Origin of the sequence: Thauera butanivorans NBRC 103042, assembly GCF_001591165.1 — a bacterium.
In the GTDB taxonomy this organism is placed as follows: Bacteria; Pseudomonadota; Gammaproteobacteria; order Burkholderiales; family Rhodocyclaceae; genus Thauera; species Thauera butanivorans.
In genome coordinates this window covers 11,922-33,528 of the sequence record NZ_BCUG01000051.1, presented here as the reverse complement: position 1 = coordinate 33,528, position 21,607 = coordinate 11,922, and the positions used below count along the sequence as shown (strand labels likewise).

Sequence of the window (21,607 nt, the reverse complement as noted above, 5' to 3'; positions counted from 1 at the left end):
GGCGGTGCATCGCCGCAGCGGCGCGTTTTGCCGCCGGCTGCTAGAATTGCGGCCACTTCAGAAAAGGGGGCCGACGATGGCGATGTACGAATCCGATCACACCAAGTTCATGCGCGAATGGATGGCCAAGCATCCCGAAGAGCAGGCCGAGCAGAAGAAAGGCCGTGCCCTGTGGTGGGACAAGCCGCAATCGGTCGAGGAGCAGCAGCGCCTGCAGGAAGCGCGCGTGCCGGTGAAGCCCTACTACTACGACGCCAATCACTGAGCCGTCTCCCCTCGATGCCGGGCCGGGCGCCGAACGCATGAGCCTGCCGCGCCGCCTTGCCTTCATCGACGTCGAAAGCACCGGCGCCCATCCGGTACGCGACCGCATCACCGAGATCGCCATCCTCCGCGTCGAGGATGGCGTGCTCGTCGACCGCTGGGAAAGCCTGGTCGACCCGCAGACGCCCATCCCGCCGCTGATCCGGCAGATCACCGGCATCAGCGACGAAATGGTCGCCGGCGCGCCGTGCTTCGACGAACTCGCCGACCAGGTGCAGGCCTTGCTGGCCGGCCACGTGTTCGTCGCTCACAATGCCCGTTTCGATTTCGGTTTCATCAAGAATGCCTTCGCCCGCATCGGGCGCGATTTCGATGCGCCGGTGCTGTGTACCGTCAAGCTGTCGCGGGCGCTGTTTCCCGAGCATCACCGCCATGGGCTGGATGCGCTGATCGAGCGCCACGGCCTGCACTGCGGCGCCCGCCACCGGGCGATGGGCGACACCGAGGCGCTGTGGCAGTTCGTGCAGTTGGCGCAGGCGCGCTTCGAGCCCGAGGTGCTGCAGCACGCGGTCGAGCGCGCGATGAAGGCGCCGGCCTCCCCGCCCGGCCTGCCGGAAGGCTTGCTCGAAGCCTTGCCGGACGAACCCGGTCTCTATTTCCTGCATGCCGAAGCAGAAGCGCCACCGCCCGGACGCATCGACCGCCCGTTGTTCATCGGCCGTGCCGCCAGCCTGCGGGCAAGGGTCAAGGAGCATTTCGCCGGCAGCACGCGCAAGGGCAAGGACGCCGAGCTGCGCGAGCGGACCCGCCGTGTCGAGTGGATAGCGACGGCCGGCGAACTCGGCTCGTTGCTGCTCGAAGCCGAGCTCGTCAAGCGCCTGCGGCCACCGTCGAACCGCCTGCCCGAAGACGGTGGTGAAGCGTTTGCGCTACGTCTGATCGACAATCGCCGGCGCCCGCCGATCTACGAACGGGTGCCGGTCGCCGGCACTGACCCCGCCGCCTGGGCGGGCCTGCATGGCCTGTTCCGCAACAGGCGCGAGGCGGACAACCGCTTGCGCGAGCTGGCCTTGCTCTACCGTCTGTGCCCGCGTCGGCTCGGTCTGGAGCCGGGTACGGCCGGAGCCTGCTCGGCGTTTCAGGCGCGCCGCTGCGCCGGCGTCTGCGCCCGCCGGGAAACGGCGGCGGAACACGACGCCAGGCTGCTGGGGGGCCTGGCCTCGCTCGGCGTCAAGCCCTGGCCATGGCCGGGTGCGGTGGTGGTCGGTGAGCGCGACGCCCATTCGGGGCGCGAGGCCTGGCACGTCCTCGACCAGTGGTGCCACCTCGGCAGCGTGGCGCGGCGCGAGGAATTGCCGACGATAGGGAGGGCGCGCCGCTTCGACATCGACACCTGGCGCCTGCTCGGGCGCTGGTTCGCCGTGCCCGCGCATGTGGCGGCGGTCGAGCCGCTGCCGGCCTGTTAGCCTGGAGTGCAGGCTGCTTTTTTGCGTAGGAGCGGCTTCAGCCGCGAACAACCGCCTTTCGCGGCTGAAGCCGCTCCTACAGGGTGCGGTGTTTCCTGTGGGTGGCTGGTCAAAAAGCAGAGCGTGCTCAATGCGCCGCGGCGTGCCGCAACTGGCTGACCTTGTCCAGCACCAGGCCGCGGCGCCCCTGCGGGCGCACCAGGCCGTCGCGGACGAAGCGCGACAGCACGCGCGAGAAGGTCTCGGGGGTCAGGTTGAGCTGGGCGGCGATGGTCTGCTTGTCGGCGGCGAGATGGATTTCCGCGTGCTCGGCGCCCTGCGGCGCCAACTGGGCCAGATACTGCGCCACGCGCTGGGTGCTGCTGAGCTGGATGCAGAGCTGCATGTGCATCATCATCTCGTAGCTGGCGGCGGCGAGGCGGGTGGTCATGGCCTCGGCGAACGCGGGTTCGGCGGCCATCGCTTCACGCACCAGCGCCACCGGCACCTGCAGCAGCCGGGTATTGCGTCCGGCCTGGGCCATCGCCATGGCCGGGCGTCCCAGCAAGGCGGCTTCCTCGGCGAAGATGTCGCCCGCACCGACGATGCGGATGAGCTTCTCGCTGCCCGAAGGCGCGAGCAGCAGGCATTTCACTTCGCCATCGAGGACCACGTGCATACAGGAGGGAACATCCTGCGCCTGGAGGACGATTTCGCCCCGTTCCGCGCGCACCAGGCGCGAGGCGGAGACCAACTGGTGCAGGCGCGCGCCGCCGAGCAGATCGAAGGGCGCGATCTCGCGCAGGCTGGGGATGCTGGCGGGGGGCTTGGCTCGTGTCATCATCGGCTCCTGCTGACTGCAGCCAAGTCTAGTCAGGGAGGTAGATGCCTCCAAGGCTCGGTGGCGGTGGTGCAGGCGCGCGGCATACCTCCAAAGAGGTATCTGGGTGGCATGCAAGTGTCTGTAAACATTGGATGAAAAATTCGTGGCCCAGCCGATACCCGATACTTGCGGGTATAAAGGGGTAGGCCGGAAATCCGGGCCCGGGACCGGACCCGGCACGGATGGAGAGCCGGAACGCGGCCGGGACCGCAGGAAAAGCACAGCGGGCGTCGGCAGAGGGGACGCCGGAGGGACTGCATGAAATTCGCGATGCCGCGCCTGATCGTCAGGCATTCGATCCTGCTGCTGGTGGCGCTGGCCATGCTCGCGCTCGCGCTGATCAGCCTGGCCGGCATGAGCGCGTCGGCAATGGTCGCCGAGAGCGTGCAGGGCAGTGCCAGTGCGATCAACCACGCCGGCGCGCTGCGGCGGCTGACCCATCGGGCGGCGAGCCTGGTGATCGCGGGAGTGCCGAGCGGGACCTTGTCGCTGCCGCGGGTGGAGGCCGCCATTGCCGACTTCGAGCGCGTGCTGGAACACCCCGAACTGCAGCGCATCGTGCAGCGCGAGCCCGGCGGCCTGTTCGCCGCCACCTATCGCGGTGTCGAATCGGCGTGGCGGCTCAGCGTCAGATCCAGCCTGAAGGGCGTGGCGCAACTGGGGCCGGCGGCATCGGCCGGACAGATCGAGGCCCTGCTCGGCGACGTCGACCGTTTCGTCGACCAGCTCAATACGCTGGTGTTCGTGCTGGAGCAGGATACCGAGGCCCGCATCGGCGACCTGAGCGAGATCCTGGCCGGCGCCATCATCGCCACGCTGGTGGTCATCGCCGCGGCGCTGGTGGTGCTGCGCGCTTCGTTGCTGAAGCCGCTGGGCGGCCTGCTGGCGGCGACGCGGGCGGTCGCGCGCGGCGACTATTCGGCACGCGTGGAGCACGTCGGCCACGACGAGCTCGGCCGCGTGGGCGCGACCTTCAACCTGATGGCGGGCGAAATCTCCCGCCAGTACCAGACCCTGGAACAGCGCGTGGCCGAGAAGACGCTGGAACTGCAGCGCAGCAACCGCGCGCTGGAGCTGCTCTACCATGCCATTGCCCGCCTCTACCAGGCACCGACCGAGCCGGCGGTGTATGAGGCCACGCTGCGCGACATCGACCACGTCGCCGGCCTGAACGGCAGCTTCGCCTGTATCGAGCCCCGCCAGGGCGGGGCGGCAACGGTGATCGCCTCGACCATCGGCCCCTGTGCCGACCGCAGCGCGCGCGGAGACGAGGCCTGCAACGCCTGCCGCGCGCCTTCGACCGCTGGCGAGGCGGTCGAAGGCGAACGCAAGCTGCTGCGCTTTCCGCTGCGCGACCGCGAGCACCACTACGGCATGCTGCGCCTGGCCCTGCCGGCCGACGGCGGACTGGAAGACTGGCAGCGCCAGTTGGTGGAGGCGCTGTCGCGCCACATCGGCATGGCGCTCGGCGCGGCCCGCCGCAGCGAGCAGGAGCGCCTGCTGGCGCTGCAGGAAGAGCGTTCGGTGATCGCCCGCGAACTGCATGATTCGCTCGCGCAGGCGCTGTCCTACATGAAGATCCAGATGAGCCTGCTGCAGCGCGCGCTGGCCGACCCGGCGCGCCTGGCCGACGCGGACACCATCCTGGCCGACCTGCGCAGCGGGGTGAACGACGCCTACCGCCAGTTGCGTGAGCTGCTGGTGTCCTTCCGCCTCGAGCTGTCCGCAGACCTGAGCAGCCTGCTGCGTGCGGCAGTGGCCGAGTACGGCGAACGCTCGGGCATCGACATCGTGCTCGACATCCGCCTGGCCGACTGCAGCCTGACGCCCAACCAGGAAGTGCACGTGCTGCAGATCGTGCGCGAAGCGCTGTCGAACATGCTGCGCCACGCGCTGGCGCGGCATGCGCGCGTGGGCCTGGAGTGCGACGGCGCGGGCTGCGTCACGGTCTCGATCGAGGACGACGGCGTCGGCATCGACGACGGACCGATCGACGGCCGCGACCACCATGGCCTGTCGATCATGCGCGAACGTGCGCGCAGCCTCGGCGGCAACATCGAGATCGGCCGCCGCAGCGAAGGCGGCACCCGCGTCGGTGTCCGCTTCCAGGCTGCCGCCGTCGCGCCGGCTTCCACGCCGTCCGTTGCCATGCCGGCGCCTGCCATTTCGCCCGCGTTCGCGGCCACCGCATTGTTCCAGCAAGGAAACCGCCAATGAACGAACTGCCCGCCGAAACCGTCCTGATCGTCGATGACCATCCCCTGTTCCGCAAGGGGCTCGCCCAGCTGCTGCAGACGGTGCCGGGCTTCCGTCTGGTGGGCGAGGCGGCCGGCGGCGAGGACGGCATCGCGATGGCGCGCGCGCGGCAGCCGGACCTGGTGCTGCTCGATCTCAACATGCGCGACATGAACGGCCTGGAAGTACTGCGCCAGCTGCGCCAGCTGCGGCCGGAGCCGCGAGTGGTGATGATCACCGTGTCCGACCAGGGCGAGGACGTCGTCGCCGCGCTGCGCGGCGGCGCCGACGGCTACCTGCTGAAGGACATGGAGCCCGAGGCGATGCTGGAGGCGCTCGCCGACGTCGCCGCCGGCCGCGTCGTCATTCCGCCGCAGCTCAACCACCTGCTGGCCGCGGCGCTGCGCAGCGAGGCCCGGCCGCAGTCGCCCGACGCAGCCGGACTGACCGAGCAGGAAACGCGCATCCTGGAGAAGATCGCTGCCGGCCTGTCGAACAAGATGATCGGGCGCGAGCTCGACATCGCCGAAGGCACGGTCAAGGTTCACGTCAAGCACATCCTGCGCAAGCTCGACCTGCGCTCGCGCGTCGAAGCCGCGGTGTGGGCGGTGGCGCACCTGCGCACCTGACGGCCGGGCTGCCTCCTGCATTCGCGCCGTTCTTGACGGCGGTCAATGACCGCACTCCGGCTATGGGTTTGAATCGGCGGCATACATATGGCACGCAGTACATAGGGTGCCCGGAGGTTTCGTGCAAACGGCTTCACTTTCCCGTCGGAGTTTTCTGCGTGGCGGCATGCGCGCGGTGGCCCCCGCCGTCCGTCCCCCGTGGGCGCGGGCAGAGGCGGCCTTCCTCGCCGCCTGCACCCGTTGCGACGCCTGTATCGACGCTTGCCCGACAGCCATCCTGCTGCGGGCGGATGGCGGCTTTCCCGGTGTCGACTTTTCCGCCGGTGCCGGCGAATGCACGTTCTGCGGCGAATGCGTGGCGCACTGCGAGCCGCAGGCGCTGGTACGCAGCGCGGAAGGCGGCGCGCCCTGGGCGCTGAAGGCGGGCGTCGGCCGCGGCTGCCTCGCCGAGTCGGGTGTCGAATGCCGCGTCTGCGGCGAAAGCTGCCCGGTGGGGGCCATCCGCTTCCGTCCGCGCCTCGGCGGCGTGGCCTTGCCGCAACTGGACGCCGATGCCTGTACCGGCTGCGGTGCCTGCTTCGCGCCCTGTCCGACGCGGGCGATCGCGATGACGGTGGACAGGGTGGCGAACGAATTTCCGACAGAGAGCGAACGATGAAGATTGCAAGTCTGGTGCTGCGGGCGCTGCCCGCGGATTTTCCGGAAATCAAGGCGGCGCTGGCACGGATCCCGGGGGTCGAGATCCACGGCTCTTCCGAGGAGGTCGGCCGCATCGTGGTCACGGTCGAGGATGGTGAGGGCTGGTCGGTCACCGATTCGATCCTCGCGGTGAACCTCGCGCCCAAGGTGCAGGCGGTGACGCTGGCTTACGAATATACCGATGACGGTCTGGAATTGACGGAGGAATGAAATGAGCATGAATCGGCGTGATTTCATCAAGAGCAATGCGGTCGCCGCGGCCGCAGCGACCGCCGGCATCGGCATTCCGGTGGTCACCCAGGCACAGGGTGCGGCCAGCGCCGGCACCAAGGTGCGTTGGGACAAGGCCGCCTGCCGCTTCTGCGGCACCGGCTGTTCGGTGCTGGTCGGCGTGCAGAACGGCCGCATCGTCGCCACCCAGGGCGACCCGGACTCGCCGGTCAACCGTGGCCTGAACTGCATCAAGGGCTACTTCCTGTCCAAGATCATGTACGGCGAGGACCGCCTGACCCAGCCGCTGCTGCGGATGAAGAACGGCAAGTACGACAAGAACGGCGAGTTCACGCCGGTGTCGTGGGACCAGGCCTTCGACGTCATGGAACAGAAGTGGAAGGCCGCGCTGAAGGAGCACGGCCCGGAGTCGATCGCGATGTTCGGCTCGGGCCAATGGACGATCTGGGAGGGCTACGCCGCCTCCAAGCTGATGAAGGCGGGCTTCCGCAGCAACAACCTCGACCCCAATGCGCGCCACTGCATGGCCTCGGCGGTGGTCGGCTTCATGCGCACCTTCGGCATCGACGAGCCGATGGGCTGCTACGACGACATCGAGAACACCGACAGCTTCGTGCTGTGGGGCTCGAACATGGCCGAGATGCACCCCATCCTGTGGAGCCGCATCACCGACCGCCGCCTGTCCAGGGAAGGCTGCGAAGTCCATGTGCTGTCGACCTTCGAGCACCGCTCCTACGAGCTGGCCGACAACCCGATGATCTTCGTGCCGCAGACCGACCTGGCGATCCTGAACTACATCTGCAACCACATCATCCAGACCAATCGGGTCAACACCGAGTTCGTCAATCGCAACGTCAAGTTCAAGATCGGCGAAGGCGACATCGGCTACGGCTTGCGCCCCAACCATCCGCTCGAGGCCAAGGCCACCAGCAACGGCTATCCGGGCGCCGACGGCAAGCCCAAGGGCGACACCGGCGCGGCGCGCGACTGCAGCTTCGAGGACTTCGCCGCCTTCGTCGCCGAATACACGCTGGAAAAGGTGTCGAAGCTGTCCGGCGTGCCGGAAGACCGCCTGCTCAAGCTCGCCGAGCAGTACGCCGACCCGAACCGCAAGGTGGTCTCGTTCTGGACCATGGGTTTCAACCAGCACACCCGCGGCACCTGGGTGAACAACATGATCTACAACGTCCACCTGCTGGTGGGCAAGATCTCCGAGCCCGGCAACAGCCCGTTCTCGCTCACCGGCCAGCCCTCGGCCTGCGGCACCGCGCGCGAAGTCGGTACTTTCGCCCACCGCCTGCCGGCCGACATGGTCGTCACCAACCCGGCGCATCGCGCGCATACCGAAGAGCTGTGGCAACTGCCGGAAGGCACGATTCCGTCCAAGGTCGGCTATCACGCCGTGGCCCAGAGCCGGGCGCTGAAGGACGGCAAGATCAAGTGTTACTGGACCACGACCACCAACAACATGCAGGCCGGTCCGAACATCAATGACGAGATCTACCCGGGCTGGCGCAATCCGGAAGCCTTCGTCGTGGTGTCGGACGTCTATCCGACCGTCTCCGCGCTGTCGGCGGACCTGATCCTGCCCTGCGCGATGTGGGCCGAGAAGGAAGGCGCTTTCGGCAACGCCGAGCGCCGCACCCAGTTCTGGCGCCAGCAGGTGTCGGCGCCGGGCGAGGCCAAGTCCGACCTGTGGCAGTACATCCAGTTCGCCAAACGCTTCAAGATCGAGGAAGTGTGGCCGGCCGAACTGATCGACAAGAAGCCGGAATACAAGGGCAAGACCCTGTACGACGTGCTCTACGCCAACGGCCAGGTCAACAAGTTCCCGCTGTCCGACGTCGAGAAGGCCAACGCCCACGCGATCCCGGGCTACATGAACGACGAATCGAAGGAGCTCGGCTTCTACCTGCAGAAGGGGCTGTTCGAGGAATACGCCGCCTTCGGCCGCGGCCATGCCCACGACCTCGCCGACTTCGACGTCTATCACAAGACGCGCGGCCTGCGCTGGCCGGTGGTGGACAACAAGGAAACCCTGTGGCGCTTCCGTGAAGGCTACGACCCCTACGTCAAGGCCGGCGAAGGCGTGAAGTTCTACGGCCACAAGGACAACAAGGCCGTCGTCTTCGCGCTGCCCTACCAGGATCCGCCCGAGATGCCGGATGCCGAGTACGACATGTGGCTGTGCACCGGCCGCGTGCTGGAACACTGGCACACCGGCTCGATGACCCGCCGCGTGCCCGAGCTGCACCGCTCGGTGCCCGAAGCCCAGGTCTTCATGCACCCGGACGACGCCCACAAGCGCGGCCTGCAGCGCGGCATGGTGGTCAAGGTCGCATCGCGCCGCGGCGAAATGACGGCCCGCCTCGAAACCCGCGGCCGCAACAAGCCGCCGGTCGGGCTGATCTTCGTGCCCTTCTTCGACGAGGCCAGGCTGGTCAACAAGCTCACGCTCGACGCCACCTGCCCGCTGTCGAAGGAAACCGACTTCAAGAAGTGCGCAGTCAAGGTGATGAAGGCCTGATCCACAGGAGGTGCGAGCGCCGTAGCCCGGCCGGCCGGGGGGTGGTGCCGGGCGCGGGCTCGCAACGACCATGAACGACACTGTAAAATCGACCACGCGTGCCGCAGCAGGCGCGCCGTCGCCACGCCGCCGCTTCCTCAAGGATGCGGCGGGCGTTGCCGGCGGCGCGGGCCTGCTCGCGCTCGGCGCGGGCATCTACGCGAAGCAGGCGTCGGCCTTGCCGGCGACCGCGATCCGCCCCCCCGGCGCGCTCGCCGAAGCCGATTTCCTCGCCGCTTGCGTGCGCTGCGGCCTGTGCGTGCGCGACTGTCCCTACGACACGCTGAAGCTCGCCGAACTCGGCGACGGCGTGGCGACCGGCACACCGTATTTCCTGGCGCGGGACATCCCGTGCGAGATGTGCGAGGACATCCCCTGTGTCGTCGCCTGTCCGAGCGGTGCGCTCGACCGCGCACTCACCGACATCGGCGAGGCGAGGATGGGGCTGGCGGTGCTGATCGACCAGGAGAACTGTCTCAACTTCCTCGGCCTGCGCTGCGACGTGTGCTACCGCGTGTGCCCGGTCATCGACAAGGCGATCACGCTCGAGCGCATGCACAACCCGCGCTCGGACCGCCACGCGATGCTGCTGCCGACGGTGCATTCCGAGCACTGCACCGGCTGCGGCAAGTGCGAGAAATCCTGTGTGCTGCCGGGCGAGTCGGCGATCAAGGTGCTGCCGATCAAGCTCGCGCAGGGCTCAAGGGCCGAGCACTACCTGCGCGGCTGGGAAGAGAAGGACGCCGCCGGCGAATCGCTGATCGGCGAGCAGCTCGAACTGCCGGTGCGCGGCCTGGAAGACAAGGCCTACGGCGACACCCGCGTGCGGCCGGGCGAAGGCCCGCAGGCGCCAGCGGTGCCCGACTATGCGCCTGCCCGTCCGCCGGGCGGCGGCCTCGATTCGGGGTGGAAGCCATGAACGCGCAGACGACGACCGGCCAGACGGCCAGTGCTCGGCCGGAACGCAAGGTTCCGCCCACCAGCGTGCGCGGCGCGGCGATGCGCGGTGTGGTGGCGCGGCCCGGGCACGAGGCGATCGAAGCCAAGGGCTGGCTGCGTGCGCACAAGTGGCTGCTGCTGCGGCGCGCCTCGCAACTGGGCATCCTGGCGCTGTTCCTGGCCGGACCCTGGTTCGGCTGGTGGATCGTCAAGGGCAACCTGTCGTCGAGCCTGACGCTCGGCGTGCTGCCGCTGACCGACCCCTTCCTGATCGCGCAGCAGCTCGCCGCGGGCCAGTGGCCCTACCGCGAGGCGCTGCTGGGGGGCGGCATCGTGCTCGCCTTCTATCTGCTGCTCGGCGGCCGGCTGTTCTGCTCCTGGGTGTGCCCGGTGAATCTCGTCACCGATGCCGCCGCCTGGCTGCGCCGCCGCCTCGGCCTGAAAGGCGGCAAGGCGCCGGCGGGCAGCACCCGCCATTGGCTGTTCGGCTTCGTGCTGGTGATCGCCGCGGTGACCGGTTCGCTGGCCTGGGAGTGGGTGAATCCGGTGTCGATGCTGCATCGCGGGCTGATCTTCGGCTTCGGCCTGGCCTGGGGCATCGTCGGCGGCATCTTCCTGTACGACCTGCTGATCGCGCCGCGCGGCTGGTGCGGCCACCTGTGCCCGCAAGGCGCATTCTATGCCCTGCTGGGGAGGGTTTCCCTCGTCAAGGTGTCGGCGGACAAGCGCCGCGACTGCAACGACTGCATGGACTGCTTCGCGGTCTGCCCCGAACCCCAGGTCATCCGTCCGGCGCTGAAAGGCGTCGGCCAGGACCATCCCCTGATTCTGGATGCCGAGTGCACCACCTGCGGACGCTGCGTGGATGTGTGCGGCAAAGACGTTTTCCGTATTACGACCCGATTCAACAGGAGCGAGTCATGAAGAAAATCACACGCAATCTGGTACTCGCGCTCGTCGCGGCCGTCGGCTTCGGCACGGTGATGCCGTCAGTGGCCACTGCCCAGACGGTCAAGAGCATCCGCGGAGCCGACGTCGCGGAGCCCGAGCCGCAAGTCGGCCACTTCCGCCAATTGCCCGACCAGGCGCCGATCGACCGCGAATACGTACAGCAGCCGCCGCTGATCCCGCACAAGGTCGAAGGCTACGAAGTCACGATGAATTTCAACAAGTGCATGGATTGCCACGCCTGGAGCCGCTACAAGGAAACGAACGCGACCAAGGTCAGCCTGACCCATTTCAAGGACCGTGACGGCGGCGAACTGTCGAACATCTCGCCGCGCCGCTACTTCTGCATGCAGTGCCACGTGCCGCAGACCGACGCCAAGCCGCTGGTCGGCAACAGTTTCCAGCGCGCGGAAGGGCTGCGCTGACGCATCGACCAACGGGGATCGCCATGACCGACAACAACAAGAGCCTGATGCAGCGCATTCGCGGCGCCGGCTGGGCTGCCATCGCGCTGCTCTTCGCCGCTGGCGTGATCTTCTGGGGCGGCTTCAACTGGGCCCTGGAAATGACCAACACGGAGAAGTTCTGCATTTCCTGCCACGAGATGGAGGAAAACGTCTTCAAGGAGTACCGCAACACCATCCATTACCAGAACCGCACCGGCGTGCGCGCGACCTGCCCGGACTGCCACGTGCCGAAGGAATGGGGGCCGAAGATGATCCGCAAGATCAAGGCCTCGCGCGAAGTCTACGGCAAGATCATGGGCACCATCGATACGCCCGAGAAGTTCGCCGCCGAACGCCTGCGCCTGGCGCAGAACGAATGGGGGCGGATGAAGGCGAACAACTCGCAGGAATGCCGCAACTGCCACAACTACGAGTATTTCGACTACTCGGTGCAAGGCCGCCGCTCCAACCAGATGCACCAGACCGGCTTCGCCGCGGGCCAGACCTGCATCGATTGCCACAAGGGCATTGCCCACTCGCTGCCGCCGGTCGATCAGCACATCGGCCTCCCGCACGAAGGCGTGGCACCCGAAGTGCTGCACCCGCCGGTCCGGCAGGGGACGCCTGAATAAGGGGACCCGGCGAGGGCGGCCGGGATCCGGCCGCTCTGGATTCGGCAGGGAAGGGCACCGACAGCCGCTTCCGGCTCGAAGGAACGCAGCGCCATGGCGCTGCGTTTTTTCTTTGGTGCGCCCGGCAGGGCGCACCAACTTGGAGGCGCGTGCGGGGACTGCCGGGGTGCGGCCCGGAATGCCGCGGGGATGGATTCCATTGCCATCGGGGTGACATGGCGTCAAGTTGCGTTTTGCATAATTTGCCCTATGTTCCGCAAAAATGTTGCTCATAAACGACATTTCCGGCATCAAGAACATGTTCGGACGGCGCCATCACGGCCAAAGGCTCCCGGTTTCGTAGTAAAAGCCACGAAAGGCCGACACAGGCCGTTACAAAACAATAAGCCTGCACGTACAGGCCCGGAGGAGGCTCGTGATGACCGAGATAATCGCTGCCGAGGCGAGGTTCGAACACGAACGCATCGCCCATTGCCGTACCGAGATGGATGCCTTGCTGCAGTCGGGTCATCGCATCGAGGCGGATGCGTCGGTGCCGTTCGACATGCATCTGAAGCATTTCCGGCTCGGCATGCTGGAAATTTTCGAAGTGTGCGGCTCCGCGCACATGATGCAGGTGCAGGGCGTCAATGATGGCGCCGCTGTGCTGCTGAACGTGGCCGGCAGCGGCTCGTTGAGGCAGGGGCCGCGCGAGGCGCGTCTGCAGCCCGGGTCGCTGCACCTGCTCGACGACGCCGCTGCGTTCACGCTCCAGCTGCCCGAGGAGTTCTGCCATCTGGTGCTGCGCGTGCCGCGCCCCGCGCTGGAAGGAGTGATGCGCGACTGGCGGCCGCTGACGGTGTCCTGTATGGCGTCCTGTTGCGGTTCGGCGGCAGTGTTCGCCGGCACCCTGCGCGGTATCTTCGGCCAGCGCAAAACCCTGGCGCCCTCCGACTTCAAGACCTGCGCGGACGCCTTGCTCGGCCTGCTGGGCGGCATGCTGGCCAGCTTCGCCCGCCAGGTCGGCGACGAAACCTCGTCGGTCGAGGCCTGGCATCTCGAGCGGGTCAAGGCTTTCGCGCGCGCCCATCTGGCCGATGCCGAACTGGACGTCAAGCTGATCGCCGCCGAGGTCGGCCTGTCGGCGAGCTACATCCACCGCCTCTTCGCTCGCTGCACGATGACGCTGATGCAGTGGATCACCGCCGAGCGGCTCGATGCCTGCCATCGCGAGCTGTCCGCACCGGGCAAGCTCAAGCGGCCGGTCTACCTGATTGCGCAGGAATGGGGCTTCGCCAACCAGGCCCACTTCAGCCGCGCCTTCCGCGCCCGCTTCGGCGTCAGCCCGAGCGACGTCAGGAGCGGGCTGGCGCCCTGCTGCAGCGGCGCCGCGCCGTGCCCCCAGGGTATGGCCACCGATTGCGCAAACATCGGTTCACTTTCCGGCAAGGCACGTGCGCGTAAGGGAATTAGACTCGTGCCAAATTTGTAACGATCCAGTTACAGCCCGGAGTCGGCCGCGGACAGCCAGGCGCCCGACCCGAGGCAGAAGCCGAAGGAGGGTGTCCCGCGCGTGCTCGCCGCCAAGGCAGCGCCACGTCCGCTCGGGGTGGTGTTCTCCCTCTGTTTTCACCCGATGGGTGCCGCCGTTTCGCGGGCGGCTGCCGTGATGCGCCGGCATTGCAGGCGAGGAGACGAAGACATGAAAGTTCCCGGTGTATTTCCTGCCCTGCGGGCGATGCTGGCGGCAGTTTCGCTGCTTGCGGCGAGTGTGGCGAACGCGGCCAACGCCGCGGACGAACAGCCCGCTCGCCACGCCACCTATGTCGGCGAACAGGTCTGCGTGTCCTGTCACCAGGTCGAGGAATCCCACTTCGGCCATACCCTGCATGCCAAGATCTTCCGCCAGAACCCCAGGAACGATGTCGAGCGCCAGGTCTGCGAAGCCTGTCATGGCCCCGGCTCGCTGCACGCCGAGAACATGGCCGTCGAATCGGCCGATCCGGTGGCGCAGGGCGAGGAGGCCTGGGACAAGATCGTCGACAAGTCGCTGATCGTCGGCTTCACCAAGTCCTGGGGCACGCCGCTCGACAAGATGAACGGGCAGTGCCTGAGCTGCCATGAAGGCGGCCAGCGCATGCACTGGCCGGGCTCCGCCCACGATCTGAACAAGCTCGCCTGCAGCGACTGCCACAACCCGATGGCGCGTTTCTCGGGCACCAGCCTGCTGAAGAAGCAGAGCATCACCCAGGTCTGCGAAAGCTGCCATTCGCAGCAGCGCGCCGAGTTCCGCAAGCGTTCGCACATGCCGGTGCCCGAAGGCAAGATGAGCTGCGCCGACTGCCACAACCCGCACGGCACGGTCACCGCGCCGCTGCTCAAGGCCGATTCGGTCAATGACCTCTGCTACAGCTGCCACGCCGAAAAGCGCGGCCCCTTCATCTGGGAGCATGCGCCGGTGCGCGAGGCCTGCACCAACTGCCATACGCCGCACGGCAGCAACCACGACAAGCTGCTGCAGGTCGCCCGTCCCGCGCTGTGCCAGCAGTGCCATGCCAACACCAACCATCCGTCCGTGTTCTACAACGCCGGACAACTGGCCGGCAACGAAACCGGACTCAATTCCCGCGTCATGGGCCGCTCGTGCCAGAACTGCCATACGCAGGTCCACGGCAGCAACCACCCGGCGGGTGCCCGCTTCCAGCGCTGATCGGAGGGATACGACATGAACAACGTCAATGCGAATCGCGCGGCCGTCCGTTCCTCCATGCCGCCGCGGGTGCGGATGCTGAGTGTGCTGGTGGGTGGCGCGCTGGCGCTGATGGCAGCCGAGCGGGTGTGGGCGGATTCGGCAGTCGGTGGTGACACCACGCTGGGCAACGCGCTCAACCTCGCGCCGATCAACCCGGTGACGCATACCGGCGGCCATGACTTCGACGGCATGAATGGCGACCCCCATGCGGCGCGCACGCCGACCGGCCAGCTGTACGACCGGCCCAGGGTGCCGACCGACCGCATCCATGCCACCGATGGCGGCTGGCAATACCTCGGCTTCGTCGAGTTCGGCCTCACCCACGTCTCCGGCGATCACCGCGAGCAGGGCTTCAAGCGCTACAAGGACGTCGGCAATGGCGGCTACCTGAGTGCTTTCGGCGTGTCCGCCGAGAAGGCGGGTTCGGCCCATTATCTCGAAGTGGTCGGCGGCGGCGCCGGCCGCGACGACCAGTTCTACGGCGCCACTTTCGGCCGCTACAACGACTGGCGCGTCAAGGCCTTCTACAACGAAACCCCGCACGTGTTCACGACTTCGTTCCGCTCGCTGTGGGACGGCGCCGGCGGCAAGAACCTGACGCTGAAGCCCGATTCGGGCCTGACGCCCGGCGGCAGCGGCGACCAGGCGGCGGACAACCAGGCCATCACCGCGGCTGCCCAGGCCAACATGAACACCGAGCTCGGGCTGGTGCGCAAGAAGGGCGGCCTGCGCCTCGACATGACCCTCACCGACAAGCTGAAGCTGTTTGCCGGCTATTCGCTGGAAAAGCGCGAAGGATCGCGGCCTTTCGGCTCGGTGTGGGCGGGCGGCGGCGGCCAGATGCCGATGGAGCTGATCGAGCCGATCGACTACGAGACGCACGATTTCGTCGGCGGCCTGTACTACAACGACACCTTGAACAGCTTCAACCTGCAGGCTTCGGCTTCGCTGTTCCGCAACAACGCCGGCACGCTGAACTTCGAGACGCCGTTCCGGGTGAATGCGGCCAACACCGTCGCAGGTGCGACGCCCGGCATGTTCACCAGCGGGCGCTTCGACCTCTATCCGGACAACGAGGCCTACAACATCAAGGGCGAGTACGCGCGCAAGCTGCCGGAGCTGATGAACGGCCGCTTCACCGCGGTGGTGTCGATGGGCTCGTCGCGCCAGGACGACAAGCTGATGCCCTACACGAGCTATTCCGGCCTGAGCCCGAACATTTCGTCGTCGGCCAACTGGGACAGCCGGGATGCGCTCAGCCGCCAGTCGGCGGACGCCCGCATCGACACCCGGCTGATCGACCTCGGGCTGTCGCTGAACCCGACCAATCGGCTGAATCTCAAGGCCAAGGCGCGCTATTACGAAACCCGCAACCATACCGATTATCTGGCGTGCAACCCCAATGCCGAATACGACGACAGGGGCGACGGCACGCCGGGCGGCGTCAGCGCCTTCGGCTGCACCGGCGTGTGGGGGCGGCTGATCAACGACGGCAGCGCGTCGTCCATGTACAACCCGGCCGCGCCGAGCGGCAACGTCGTGATCCGCAGCGTGCCCTACGACTACCGCAAGCTGAACACCGGCCTGTCCGCCGACTGGCGCCTGGACAAGGCCAGCATCAACGCCGCCTACGAGCGTGAAACCTACTCGCGCGACCACCGCGAACGCGACAAGACCTGGGAAGACAAGTACAAGCTCGGCTACGTCAATCGCAGCATCGAGGACACCACGATCCGGCTGTCCTTCGCCCACGACCGCCGCCGCGGCAGCAGCTACCACACGCACCATCCGTATGCGAACTTCCTCAGCGGAGCGCTCGCGCCGATGCCGGAAACCGGCAACGTGCAGTCCTGGGTGCTGCACATGAACAATGGCATGCGCAAGTACGACCTCGCCGACCGTACCCAGAACACGCTCAATGCCCGCCTCAACTACATGCCGCGCGAAGACCTGGACATCGGCCTGTCGGCCCAGTTGAAGGAAATCCGCTACCCGAGTTCGGACTACGGCCGCGACGGCAAGCACCGGCAGAACTGGTTCAACGTCGATGTCGACTGGCAGTACAGCCCGGTCAGCAATTTCTACGCCTTCTATTCCTTCCAGCGCGGCACGCTGGGCCAGACCGGCGTGCCGAGCGGCGGCGGCTCGGGCTGCATCATCGGCGCGAACACCAGCATGGGCGTGATCACGCCGGAGAACGCGGAGGACATCTGCCAGAACCCGAATTCCGGCGCGGTGTTCGTCGCCGCCAATTTCTGGGAACTGGACCACAAGGACCGCAGCGACACGCTGGGCCTGGGCCTGCGCCACGACTTCGGCAGATTCAAGGTCGACTTCAGCTACACCTACGCCAAGGGCAGGACCGAGATGAAGTACTCGCTGCCGGCGAACCTGGCGCCGGCGGCAGCGGCGGCGGCCGGTAGCGGCTTCCCGAACCTGAGCACCAGCCAGAACATCTTCGAGGCCAACCTGCTGATGCCGGTGAACAAGACCGTCACCGCCCGCCTGCTGCTGCGCCACGAATACGGCAAGTACCGCGACTGGCACTACAGTGGCCTGCAGTCCGATCCGGTGGCGGTCAACGCGCCCGGTACCGGGGCGCCGACCGCGGTCATCCTGGACGCCGGGCCGCAGAACTACCGTGCCAGCCTGATCGGCCTGCTGCTGCAGGTCAGGCTGTGAGCCGGAACATCTTTCCAGCCGGTCGAGATCGCCACCACAGCGCGGTACAGGAGGCAAAGTGAGAATGAAACCTTCGAGAATGATCCTGGCGGCGGCCTGCGCAGGCCTGCTGCTCACCGCCGCCACCGCATCCGCCGAGGTGATCGGCGACATCGAGCGCGGCAAGGCGCTGGCGGGCGAGATCTGCGTCGCCTGTCACGGCGCGGACGGCAACAGCCCGGTGCCGATGTTCCCGAAGCTCGCCGGCCAGCACGCCGACTACGCGCTGAAGCAGTTGCAGGAGTTCGCCAGCGGGCGGCGGCAGAGCGACATCATGAAGCCGATCGTCGAAGGTCTGAGCACCCGCGACATGGCCGACGTGGCGGTGTTCTTCGCCGCGCAGCAGCCTTTGCCGGGCCAGGTGGACGATCCGTCGATGCTCGATGCCGGGCGCCGCGTCTTCAACGAGGGCAACCCGGACCAGGGCGTGCCGGCCTGTGCCGGCTGCCACGGCGCGAACGGCATCGGCAATGCGCGCTACCCGCGGCTCGCCGGCCAGTATCCGGCCTACGTGCTCGACCAGATGGCGCAGTTCGCCGACGGCCGCCGCAGCAACGACAAGCGCTTGATGCAGACCATCGCCAGCCGCCTCGGCGAGACCGAGACCCGTGCCGTCGCCGAGTACATCGCCAGCCTGGAGGGCAGCAAATGAGATACGCATTGTCCGCCATGAGCCTGCTGCTCGTGGCCTGTGGCTCGACCGTCGCGCAGACCGGCAGCGCGCCGCGCGCGCCGGGGATCGAATCCAGCGGCTACGTGTGGAACCAGCCCGATCCCGACAAGGACGCCGCGCTCGCGCATCGTCCCGACATCGAAAAGGGCAAGATTGCCTACGAAGTCTGCCAGGGCTGCCACCAGCCCGATGGCGCCGGGCGCGCCGATGCCATCTATCCCAGCCTGGCCGGCCAGCATGCCTCGGTGCTGATCAAGCAGATGATGGACGTGCGCGCGGGCCGCCGCGACAACCCGAAGATGCATCCCTTCGTCGGCGAATGGGTGGTGTCGGTCGAGGACGTGGCCAACATCGCCGCCTATCTCAGCCAGTTGCCGATCTCGCTCGACAACGGCAAGGGCAGCGGCAACCGCCTGGCGCGCGGCCGCGAGCTCTATGACAACGACTGCGCAAGCTGCCACGGCGACAACGGCGAAGGCCGGGCGGCGGAGTTCTATCCGCTGGTGGCGCATCAGCACTATGCCTACCTGTACAAGGAGGCGGTGATGATCCGCGACGGCGAGCGGCGCAACGCCAACCCGAAGATGGTCGTCGTCATCCGCGACTACAGCAACGAGGACCTGAAGGCGGTCAGCGACTACATGTCGAGGCTGGCGCTGCCGGCGGCGGCTGGACGCTAGTTCCGGAACCATCGCGAAAGGATTTGCGCTTCAGGCGGCGCCGCGCGTTCCGTGGCGCCGCTTGTTGTGGTTCAATCCTGCACCATGCTCGAAGTAGATGATCTCGCCTGCCTGAAAGGCGATCGCCTGTTGTTCCGCGGCCTCGCTTTTCGCCTGCAGGCGGGCGAACTGCTGCGCGTCGCCGGCCCCAACGGCGTTGGCAAGACCAGCCTGCTGCGGCTGGTCACCGGACTGGCGCTGGCCGAGGCTGGCGAGGTGCGCTGGCAGGGCTGTCCGATCCGCCGCGATCGCGAAGCTTTCCATCGCGAACTGCTCTATCTCGGCCACGCGCCTTCGATCAACGACTTGCTGAGCCCGCTCGAGAATCTGCGCTTCGCCTGTGCCGCCGCGGGCGACGGCAGCGACGAGGAAGCTTGTACCCAGGCCTTGGTGCGCATCGGCCTGGCGAACCAGCTCGACCTGCCGGCCCGCGTGCTGTCGCAGGGCCAGCGCCGCCGAGTGGGCCTGGCGCGCTTGTTCCTGTCGGCGCGTCGCGCGCTGTGGGTGCTCGACGAGCCTTTCACCGCGCTCGACGTCAAGGCGGTGGCCGATCTGGCGCAGGCCTTGTCGGACCATTGTGCCGGCGGTGGCATGGTGATGCTGACCACGCACCAGGATGCGCCGTTCGCGGTGGCGCCGCGCGTGCTCGACGTCGGAGCCTACGCATGCTGAGCACCTTTCTCGCCGTGCTGCGGCGCGACCTGCTGCTGGCCTGGCGCGGCCGCGCCGACGTGCTGGTCACGCTCGCTTTCTTCGTCATCGTCGTCTGCCTGTTTCCCTTCGGCGTCGGCGCCGAGCCGAACCAGTTGAGGGCGATCGCGCCCGGCGTGCTGTGGGTCGCCGCGCTGCTCGCCTGCCTGCTGTCGCTGCACCGATTGTTCGCGCAGGACCATGCCGACGGAACCCTCGAGCAGCTTCTCCTGTCTAGTGAGCCTGCCGCACTGTGGGTGGCGGCCAAGGTGCTGGCCTTCTGGCTCAGCACCGGCCTGCCGGTGGTGGCGGTGGCGCCCGGTCTGGCGCTGTTGCTTGACCTTGAGCAAGGCGCCTTGCCGGTGCTGGTCTTAAGTTTGGCCCTGGGGACGCCGATCCTGGGTCTGCTCGGCGCCGTCGGTGCCGCGCTGACGCTGGGCCTGCGTGGCGGCGGCATGCTGCTGGCGCTGCTGGTGCTGCCGCTGTTCGTGCCGGTGCTGATCTTCGGTGCCGGCGCGGTCGAGGCGGAGGCCTCGGGCACCGGCGCCGCGGCCCATCTGCTGCTGCTGGGCGGTGGCCTGGCGGGTGCGCTGGCGCTGGCGCCGTGGGCCTGCGCGGCGGCACTGAGGATTTCGACGGATTGACGATGAACCCCGCACCGGCGGCAGCGCGGCCGGTGGAACGTACCAACAACGAGTGCGACGCATGAATTCTCCAGAGCGCAGCCGCAGCCTTTTCCGTTTCGCGGCGCCGCACAACTTCTATCCGCTGGCAGGCCGCCTCGCGCCCTGGTTCGCCACGGCCGCGCTGGTGCTGACCGTGGCCGGGTTGTGGCTCGGCTTCTTCGTCGCTCCCACCGACGCCACCCAGGGCGAGGTCTACCGCGTGATCTTCATCCACGTGCCGGCCGCCTGGATGTCGATGTTCGTTTATCTGGTGATGGCCTTCTGGTCCGCCGTCGGCCTGGTCATGAACACCCGCCTGTCCTTCATCATGAGCCAGGCGCTGGCGCCGACCGGGGCGATGTTCTGTTTCGTCGCGCTGTGGACCGGCGCGCTGTGGGGCAAGCCGACCTGGGGCGCCTACTGGGTGTGGGATGCGCGCCTGACTTCGCAGCTGCTGCTGCTGTTCCTGTACTTCGGCTTCATCGCGCTGACGCGGGCGATCGAGGACCCGCGCCGCGCCGATCGTGCCGGCGCCATCATTGCCCTGGTCGGTGCGGTGAATGTGCCGATCATCTATTTCTCGGTGCAGTGGTGGAACACCCTGCACCAGGGTGCCTCGGTCAGCCTGAACAAGGCGCCGTCGATGGCGACGACCATGCTGCTCGGCATGCTGGTGATGGCGATCGCCGCCTGGATGTACACCATCGCGGTGGTGCTATGGCGGGCACGGTCGATGATTCTCGAACGCGAACGCCACACCGAGTGGGTGGGCGCGGTGCTCGAGCGCGAAGCGCAAGGGGGGCGTGCCTGATGCAGTGGGAGAGCTGGTCCGCGTTCTGGAACATGGGTGGCGCGGCGTATTTCGTCTGGGGCAGCTACGGTGTCACGTTCGCATTGATGGCGCTGGAACTCGTGCTGGTGCTGCGGCGTCGGAAGGACACCATCACACGGTTGCTGCGCTGGCGGCGCGCCGTCGGCAAGGATTCAGCAAGAGGTTCAGCAAAAGAGGGCGGCACGCCGGTGCCCGCCATGGAGTCGGAAACATGAAAGCCCGTAGCAAACGTCTGATGCTGGTCGGTGGTGGGGTGGCCCTGCTGGTCGCCGCCGTCGCCCTGGTGCTGAGCGCCTTCCAGCAGAATCTGGTGTTCTTCCATACGCCCAGCGAAGTGGCCGAGGGCAAGGCGCCGACCGGCAAGACCTTCCGCGTCGGCGGCATGGTCGAGGAAGGCTCGATCCGGCGCGAGGCCGACGGCCTGACCGTCAGTTTCGCCATCACCGACACCGCCAGGGTGATTCCGGTGAGCTACCGCGGCACGCTGCCCGACCTTTTCAAGGAAGGCAAGGGCGCGGTGGTGCAGGGCAAGCTGGAAGCCGATGGCACCTTCCGCGCCACCGAAGTGCTGGCCAAGCACGACGAGAACTACATGCCGCCGGAAGCGGCGCATGCAGTGGAGCAGGCCGCCAAGGCCGCGGAAACGGTGAGCCAGTGAC

General features: G+C 67.4%; 22 protein-coding genes. 21 read left to right on the top strand and 1 reads right to left on the bottom strand.

Going from position 1 to position 21,607, the window contains the following annotated elements; all coding sequences use genetic code 11:
- Nucleotides 1-76: 76 nt before the first annotated feature.
- Both TBU01S_RS17845 and TBU01S_RS17840 read left to right on the top strand, forming a co-directional pair.
- Nucleotides 77-265: a DUF3460 family protein gene (locus TBU01S_RS17845; RefSeq protein ID WP_068638611.1), complete on the top strand. Its 189-nt coding sequence runs from the start codon at nucleotides 77-79 to the stop codon at nucleotides 263-265.
- A gap of 37 nt (nucleotides 266-302) precedes the next feature.
- Nucleotides 303-1,730, top strand: a complete 1,428-nt coding sequence (locus TBU01S_RS17840; protein WP_068638610.1) for a 3'-5' exonuclease family protein — start codon at nucleotides 303-305, stop codon at nucleotides 1,728-1,730.
- A 127-nt stretch (nucleotides 1,731-1,857) separates the two neighbouring features.
- Here TBU01S_RS17840 and TBU01S_RS17835 read toward each other — a convergent pair whose 3' ends face one another.
- Complete coding sequence (locus TBU01S_RS17835; RefSeq protein ID WP_245650973.1) at nucleotides 1,858-2,553, bottom strand: Crp/Fnr family transcriptional regulator; 696 nt, start codon at nucleotides 2,551-2,553, stop codon at nucleotides 1,858-1,860.
- 297 nt (nucleotides 2,554-2,850) lie between these two features.
- Here TBU01S_RS17835 and TBU01S_RS17830 point away from each other — a divergent pair, with 297 nt between their 5' ends.
- From TBU01S_RS17830 to ccmE, 19 genes are all read left to right on the top strand, one after another.
- On the top strand, nucleotides 2,851-4,809 hold the full coding sequence (locus TBU01S_RS17830) for a histidine kinase (RefSeq protein ID WP_068638608.1): 1,959 nt from the start codon (nucleotides 2,851-2,853) through the stop codon (nucleotides 4,807-4,809).
- On the top strand, nucleotides 4,806-5,456 hold the full coding sequence (gene narL, locus TBU01S_RS17825) for a two-component system response regulator NarL (protein WP_068638607.1): 651 nt from the start codon (nucleotides 4,806-4,808) through the stop codon (nucleotides 5,454-5,456). The genes TBU01S_RS17830 and narL overlap by 4 nt, the downstream gene beginning before the upstream one ends.
- Nucleotides 5,457-5,577: 121 nt before the next feature.
- The gene (gene napF, locus TBU01S_RS17820; RefSeq protein WP_083953699.1) at nucleotides 5,578-6,114 is read left to right on the top strand and encodes a ferredoxin-type protein NapF; all 537 of its coding nucleotides are present in this window, start codon (nucleotides 5,578-5,580) and stop codon (nucleotides 6,112-6,114) included.
- Complete coding sequence (locus TBU01S_RS17815) at nucleotides 6,111-6,365, top strand: chaperone NapD (RefSeq protein ID WP_068638605.1); 255 nt, start codon at nucleotides 6,111-6,113, stop codon at nucleotides 6,363-6,365. Before napF ends, TBU01S_RS17815 begins: the two co-directional genes overlap by 4 nt.
- Nucleotide 6,366: 1 nt before the next feature.
- On the top strand, nucleotides 6,367-8,913 hold the full coding sequence (gene napA, locus TBU01S_RS17810; protein ID WP_068638604.1) for a nitrate reductase catalytic subunit NapA: 2,547 nt from the start codon (nucleotides 6,367-6,369) through the stop codon (nucleotides 8,911-8,913).
- Nucleotides 8,914-8,983: 70 nt separating this feature from the next.
- The gene (napG, locus tag TBU01S_RS17805) at nucleotides 8,984-9,871 is read left to right on the top strand and encodes a ferredoxin-type protein NapG (RefSeq protein WP_068638603.1); all 888 of its coding nucleotides are present in this window, start codon (nucleotides 8,984-8,986) and stop codon (nucleotides 9,869-9,871) included.
- Complete coding sequence (gene napH / locus TBU01S_RS17800; RefSeq protein WP_068638601.1) at nucleotides 9,868-10,815, top strand: quinol dehydrogenase ferredoxin subunit NapH; 948 nt, start codon at nucleotides 9,868-9,870, stop codon at nucleotides 10,813-10,815. Before napG ends, napH begins: the two co-directional genes overlap by 4 nt.
- Nucleotides 10,812-11,264, top strand: coding sequence for a nitrate reductase cytochrome c-type subunit (locus TBU01S_RS17795; protein ID WP_068638599.1), 453 nt, complete (start codon nucleotides 10,812-10,814; stop codon nucleotides 11,262-11,264). The genes napH and TBU01S_RS17795 overlap by 4 nt, the downstream gene beginning before the upstream one ends.
- Before the next feature lie 23 nt (nucleotides 11,265-11,287).
- A complete protein-coding gene (locus TBU01S_RS17790; RefSeq protein ID WP_068638597.1) occupies nucleotides 11,288-11,917 on the top strand; it encodes a NapC/NirT family cytochrome c in 630 nt (209 codons plus the stop codon).
- A 418-nt stretch (nucleotides 11,918-12,335) separates the two neighbouring features.
- Entirely contained in the window at nucleotides 12,336-13,388 is a 1,053-nt protein-coding gene (locus TBU01S_RS17785; RefSeq protein ID WP_068638595.1) for an AraC family transcriptional regulator, read from the top strand.
- Between the two features lie 210 nt (nucleotides 13,389-13,598).
- Nucleotides 13,599-14,606, top strand: coding sequence for a DmsE family decaheme c-type cytochrome (locus TBU01S_RS17780; RefSeq protein ID WP_068638593.1), 1,008 nt, complete (start codon nucleotides 13,599-13,601; stop codon nucleotides 14,604-14,606).
- A gap of 15 nt (nucleotides 14,607-14,621) precedes the next feature.
- Nucleotides 14,622-17,330 carry an MtrB/PioB family outer membrane beta-barrel protein gene (locus TBU01S_RS17775; protein WP_068638591.1) on the top strand — a complete coding sequence of 903 codons (2,709 nt, stop codon included), beginning with the start codon at nucleotides 14,622-14,624 and terminating at the stop codon, nucleotides 17,328-17,330.
- A 64-nt stretch (nucleotides 17,331-17,394) separates the two neighbouring features.
- Complete coding sequence (locus TBU01S_RS17770) at nucleotides 17,395-18,021, top strand: c-type cytochrome (RefSeq protein WP_068638589.1); 627 nt, start codon at nucleotides 17,395-17,397, stop codon at nucleotides 18,019-18,021.
- A gap of 17 nt (nucleotides 18,022-18,038) precedes the next feature.
- Entirely contained in the window at nucleotides 18,039-18,722 is a 684-nt protein-coding gene (locus tag TBU01S_RS17765) for a c-type cytochrome (RefSeq protein ID WP_245650972.1), read from the top strand.
- A gap of 84 nt (nucleotides 18,723-18,806) precedes the next feature.
- Complete coding sequence (gene ccmA, locus TBU01S_RS17760) at nucleotides 18,807-19,433, top strand: cytochrome c biogenesis heme-transporting ATPase CcmA (RefSeq protein ID WP_068638585.1); 627 nt, start codon at nucleotides 18,807-18,809, stop codon at nucleotides 19,431-19,433.
- Nucleotides 19,427-20,095 carry a heme exporter protein CcmB gene (ccmB, locus tag TBU01S_RS17755; protein ID WP_068638583.1) on the top strand — a complete coding sequence of 223 codons (669 nt, stop codon included), beginning with the start codon at nucleotides 19,427-19,429 and terminating at the stop codon, nucleotides 20,093-20,095. Before ccmA ends, ccmB begins: the two co-directional genes overlap by 7 nt.
- Nucleotides 20,096-20,156: 61 nt before the next feature.
- The gene (gene ccmC / locus TBU01S_RS17750) at nucleotides 20,157-20,927 is read left to right on the top strand and encodes a heme ABC transporter permease CcmC (RefSeq protein WP_068638581.1); all 771 of its coding nucleotides are present in this window, start codon (nucleotides 20,157-20,159) and stop codon (nucleotides 20,925-20,927) included.
- The gene (ccmD, locus tag TBU01S_RS17745; protein ID WP_068638579.1) at nucleotides 20,927-21,163 is read left to right on the top strand and encodes a heme exporter protein CcmD; all 237 of its coding nucleotides are present in this window, start codon (nucleotides 20,927-20,929) and stop codon (nucleotides 21,161-21,163) included. The genes ccmC and ccmD overlap by 1 nt, the downstream gene beginning before the upstream one ends.
- Nucleotides 21,160-21,606 carry a cytochrome c maturation protein CcmE gene (gene ccmE / locus TBU01S_RS17740; protein ID WP_068638577.1) on the top strand — a complete coding sequence of 149 codons (447 nt, stop codon included), beginning with the start codon at nucleotides 21,160-21,162 and terminating at the stop codon, nucleotides 21,604-21,606. The genes ccmD and ccmE overlap by 4 nt, the downstream gene beginning before the upstream one ends.
- The last annotated feature ends 1 nt before the right edge of the window (nucleotide 21,607 follow it).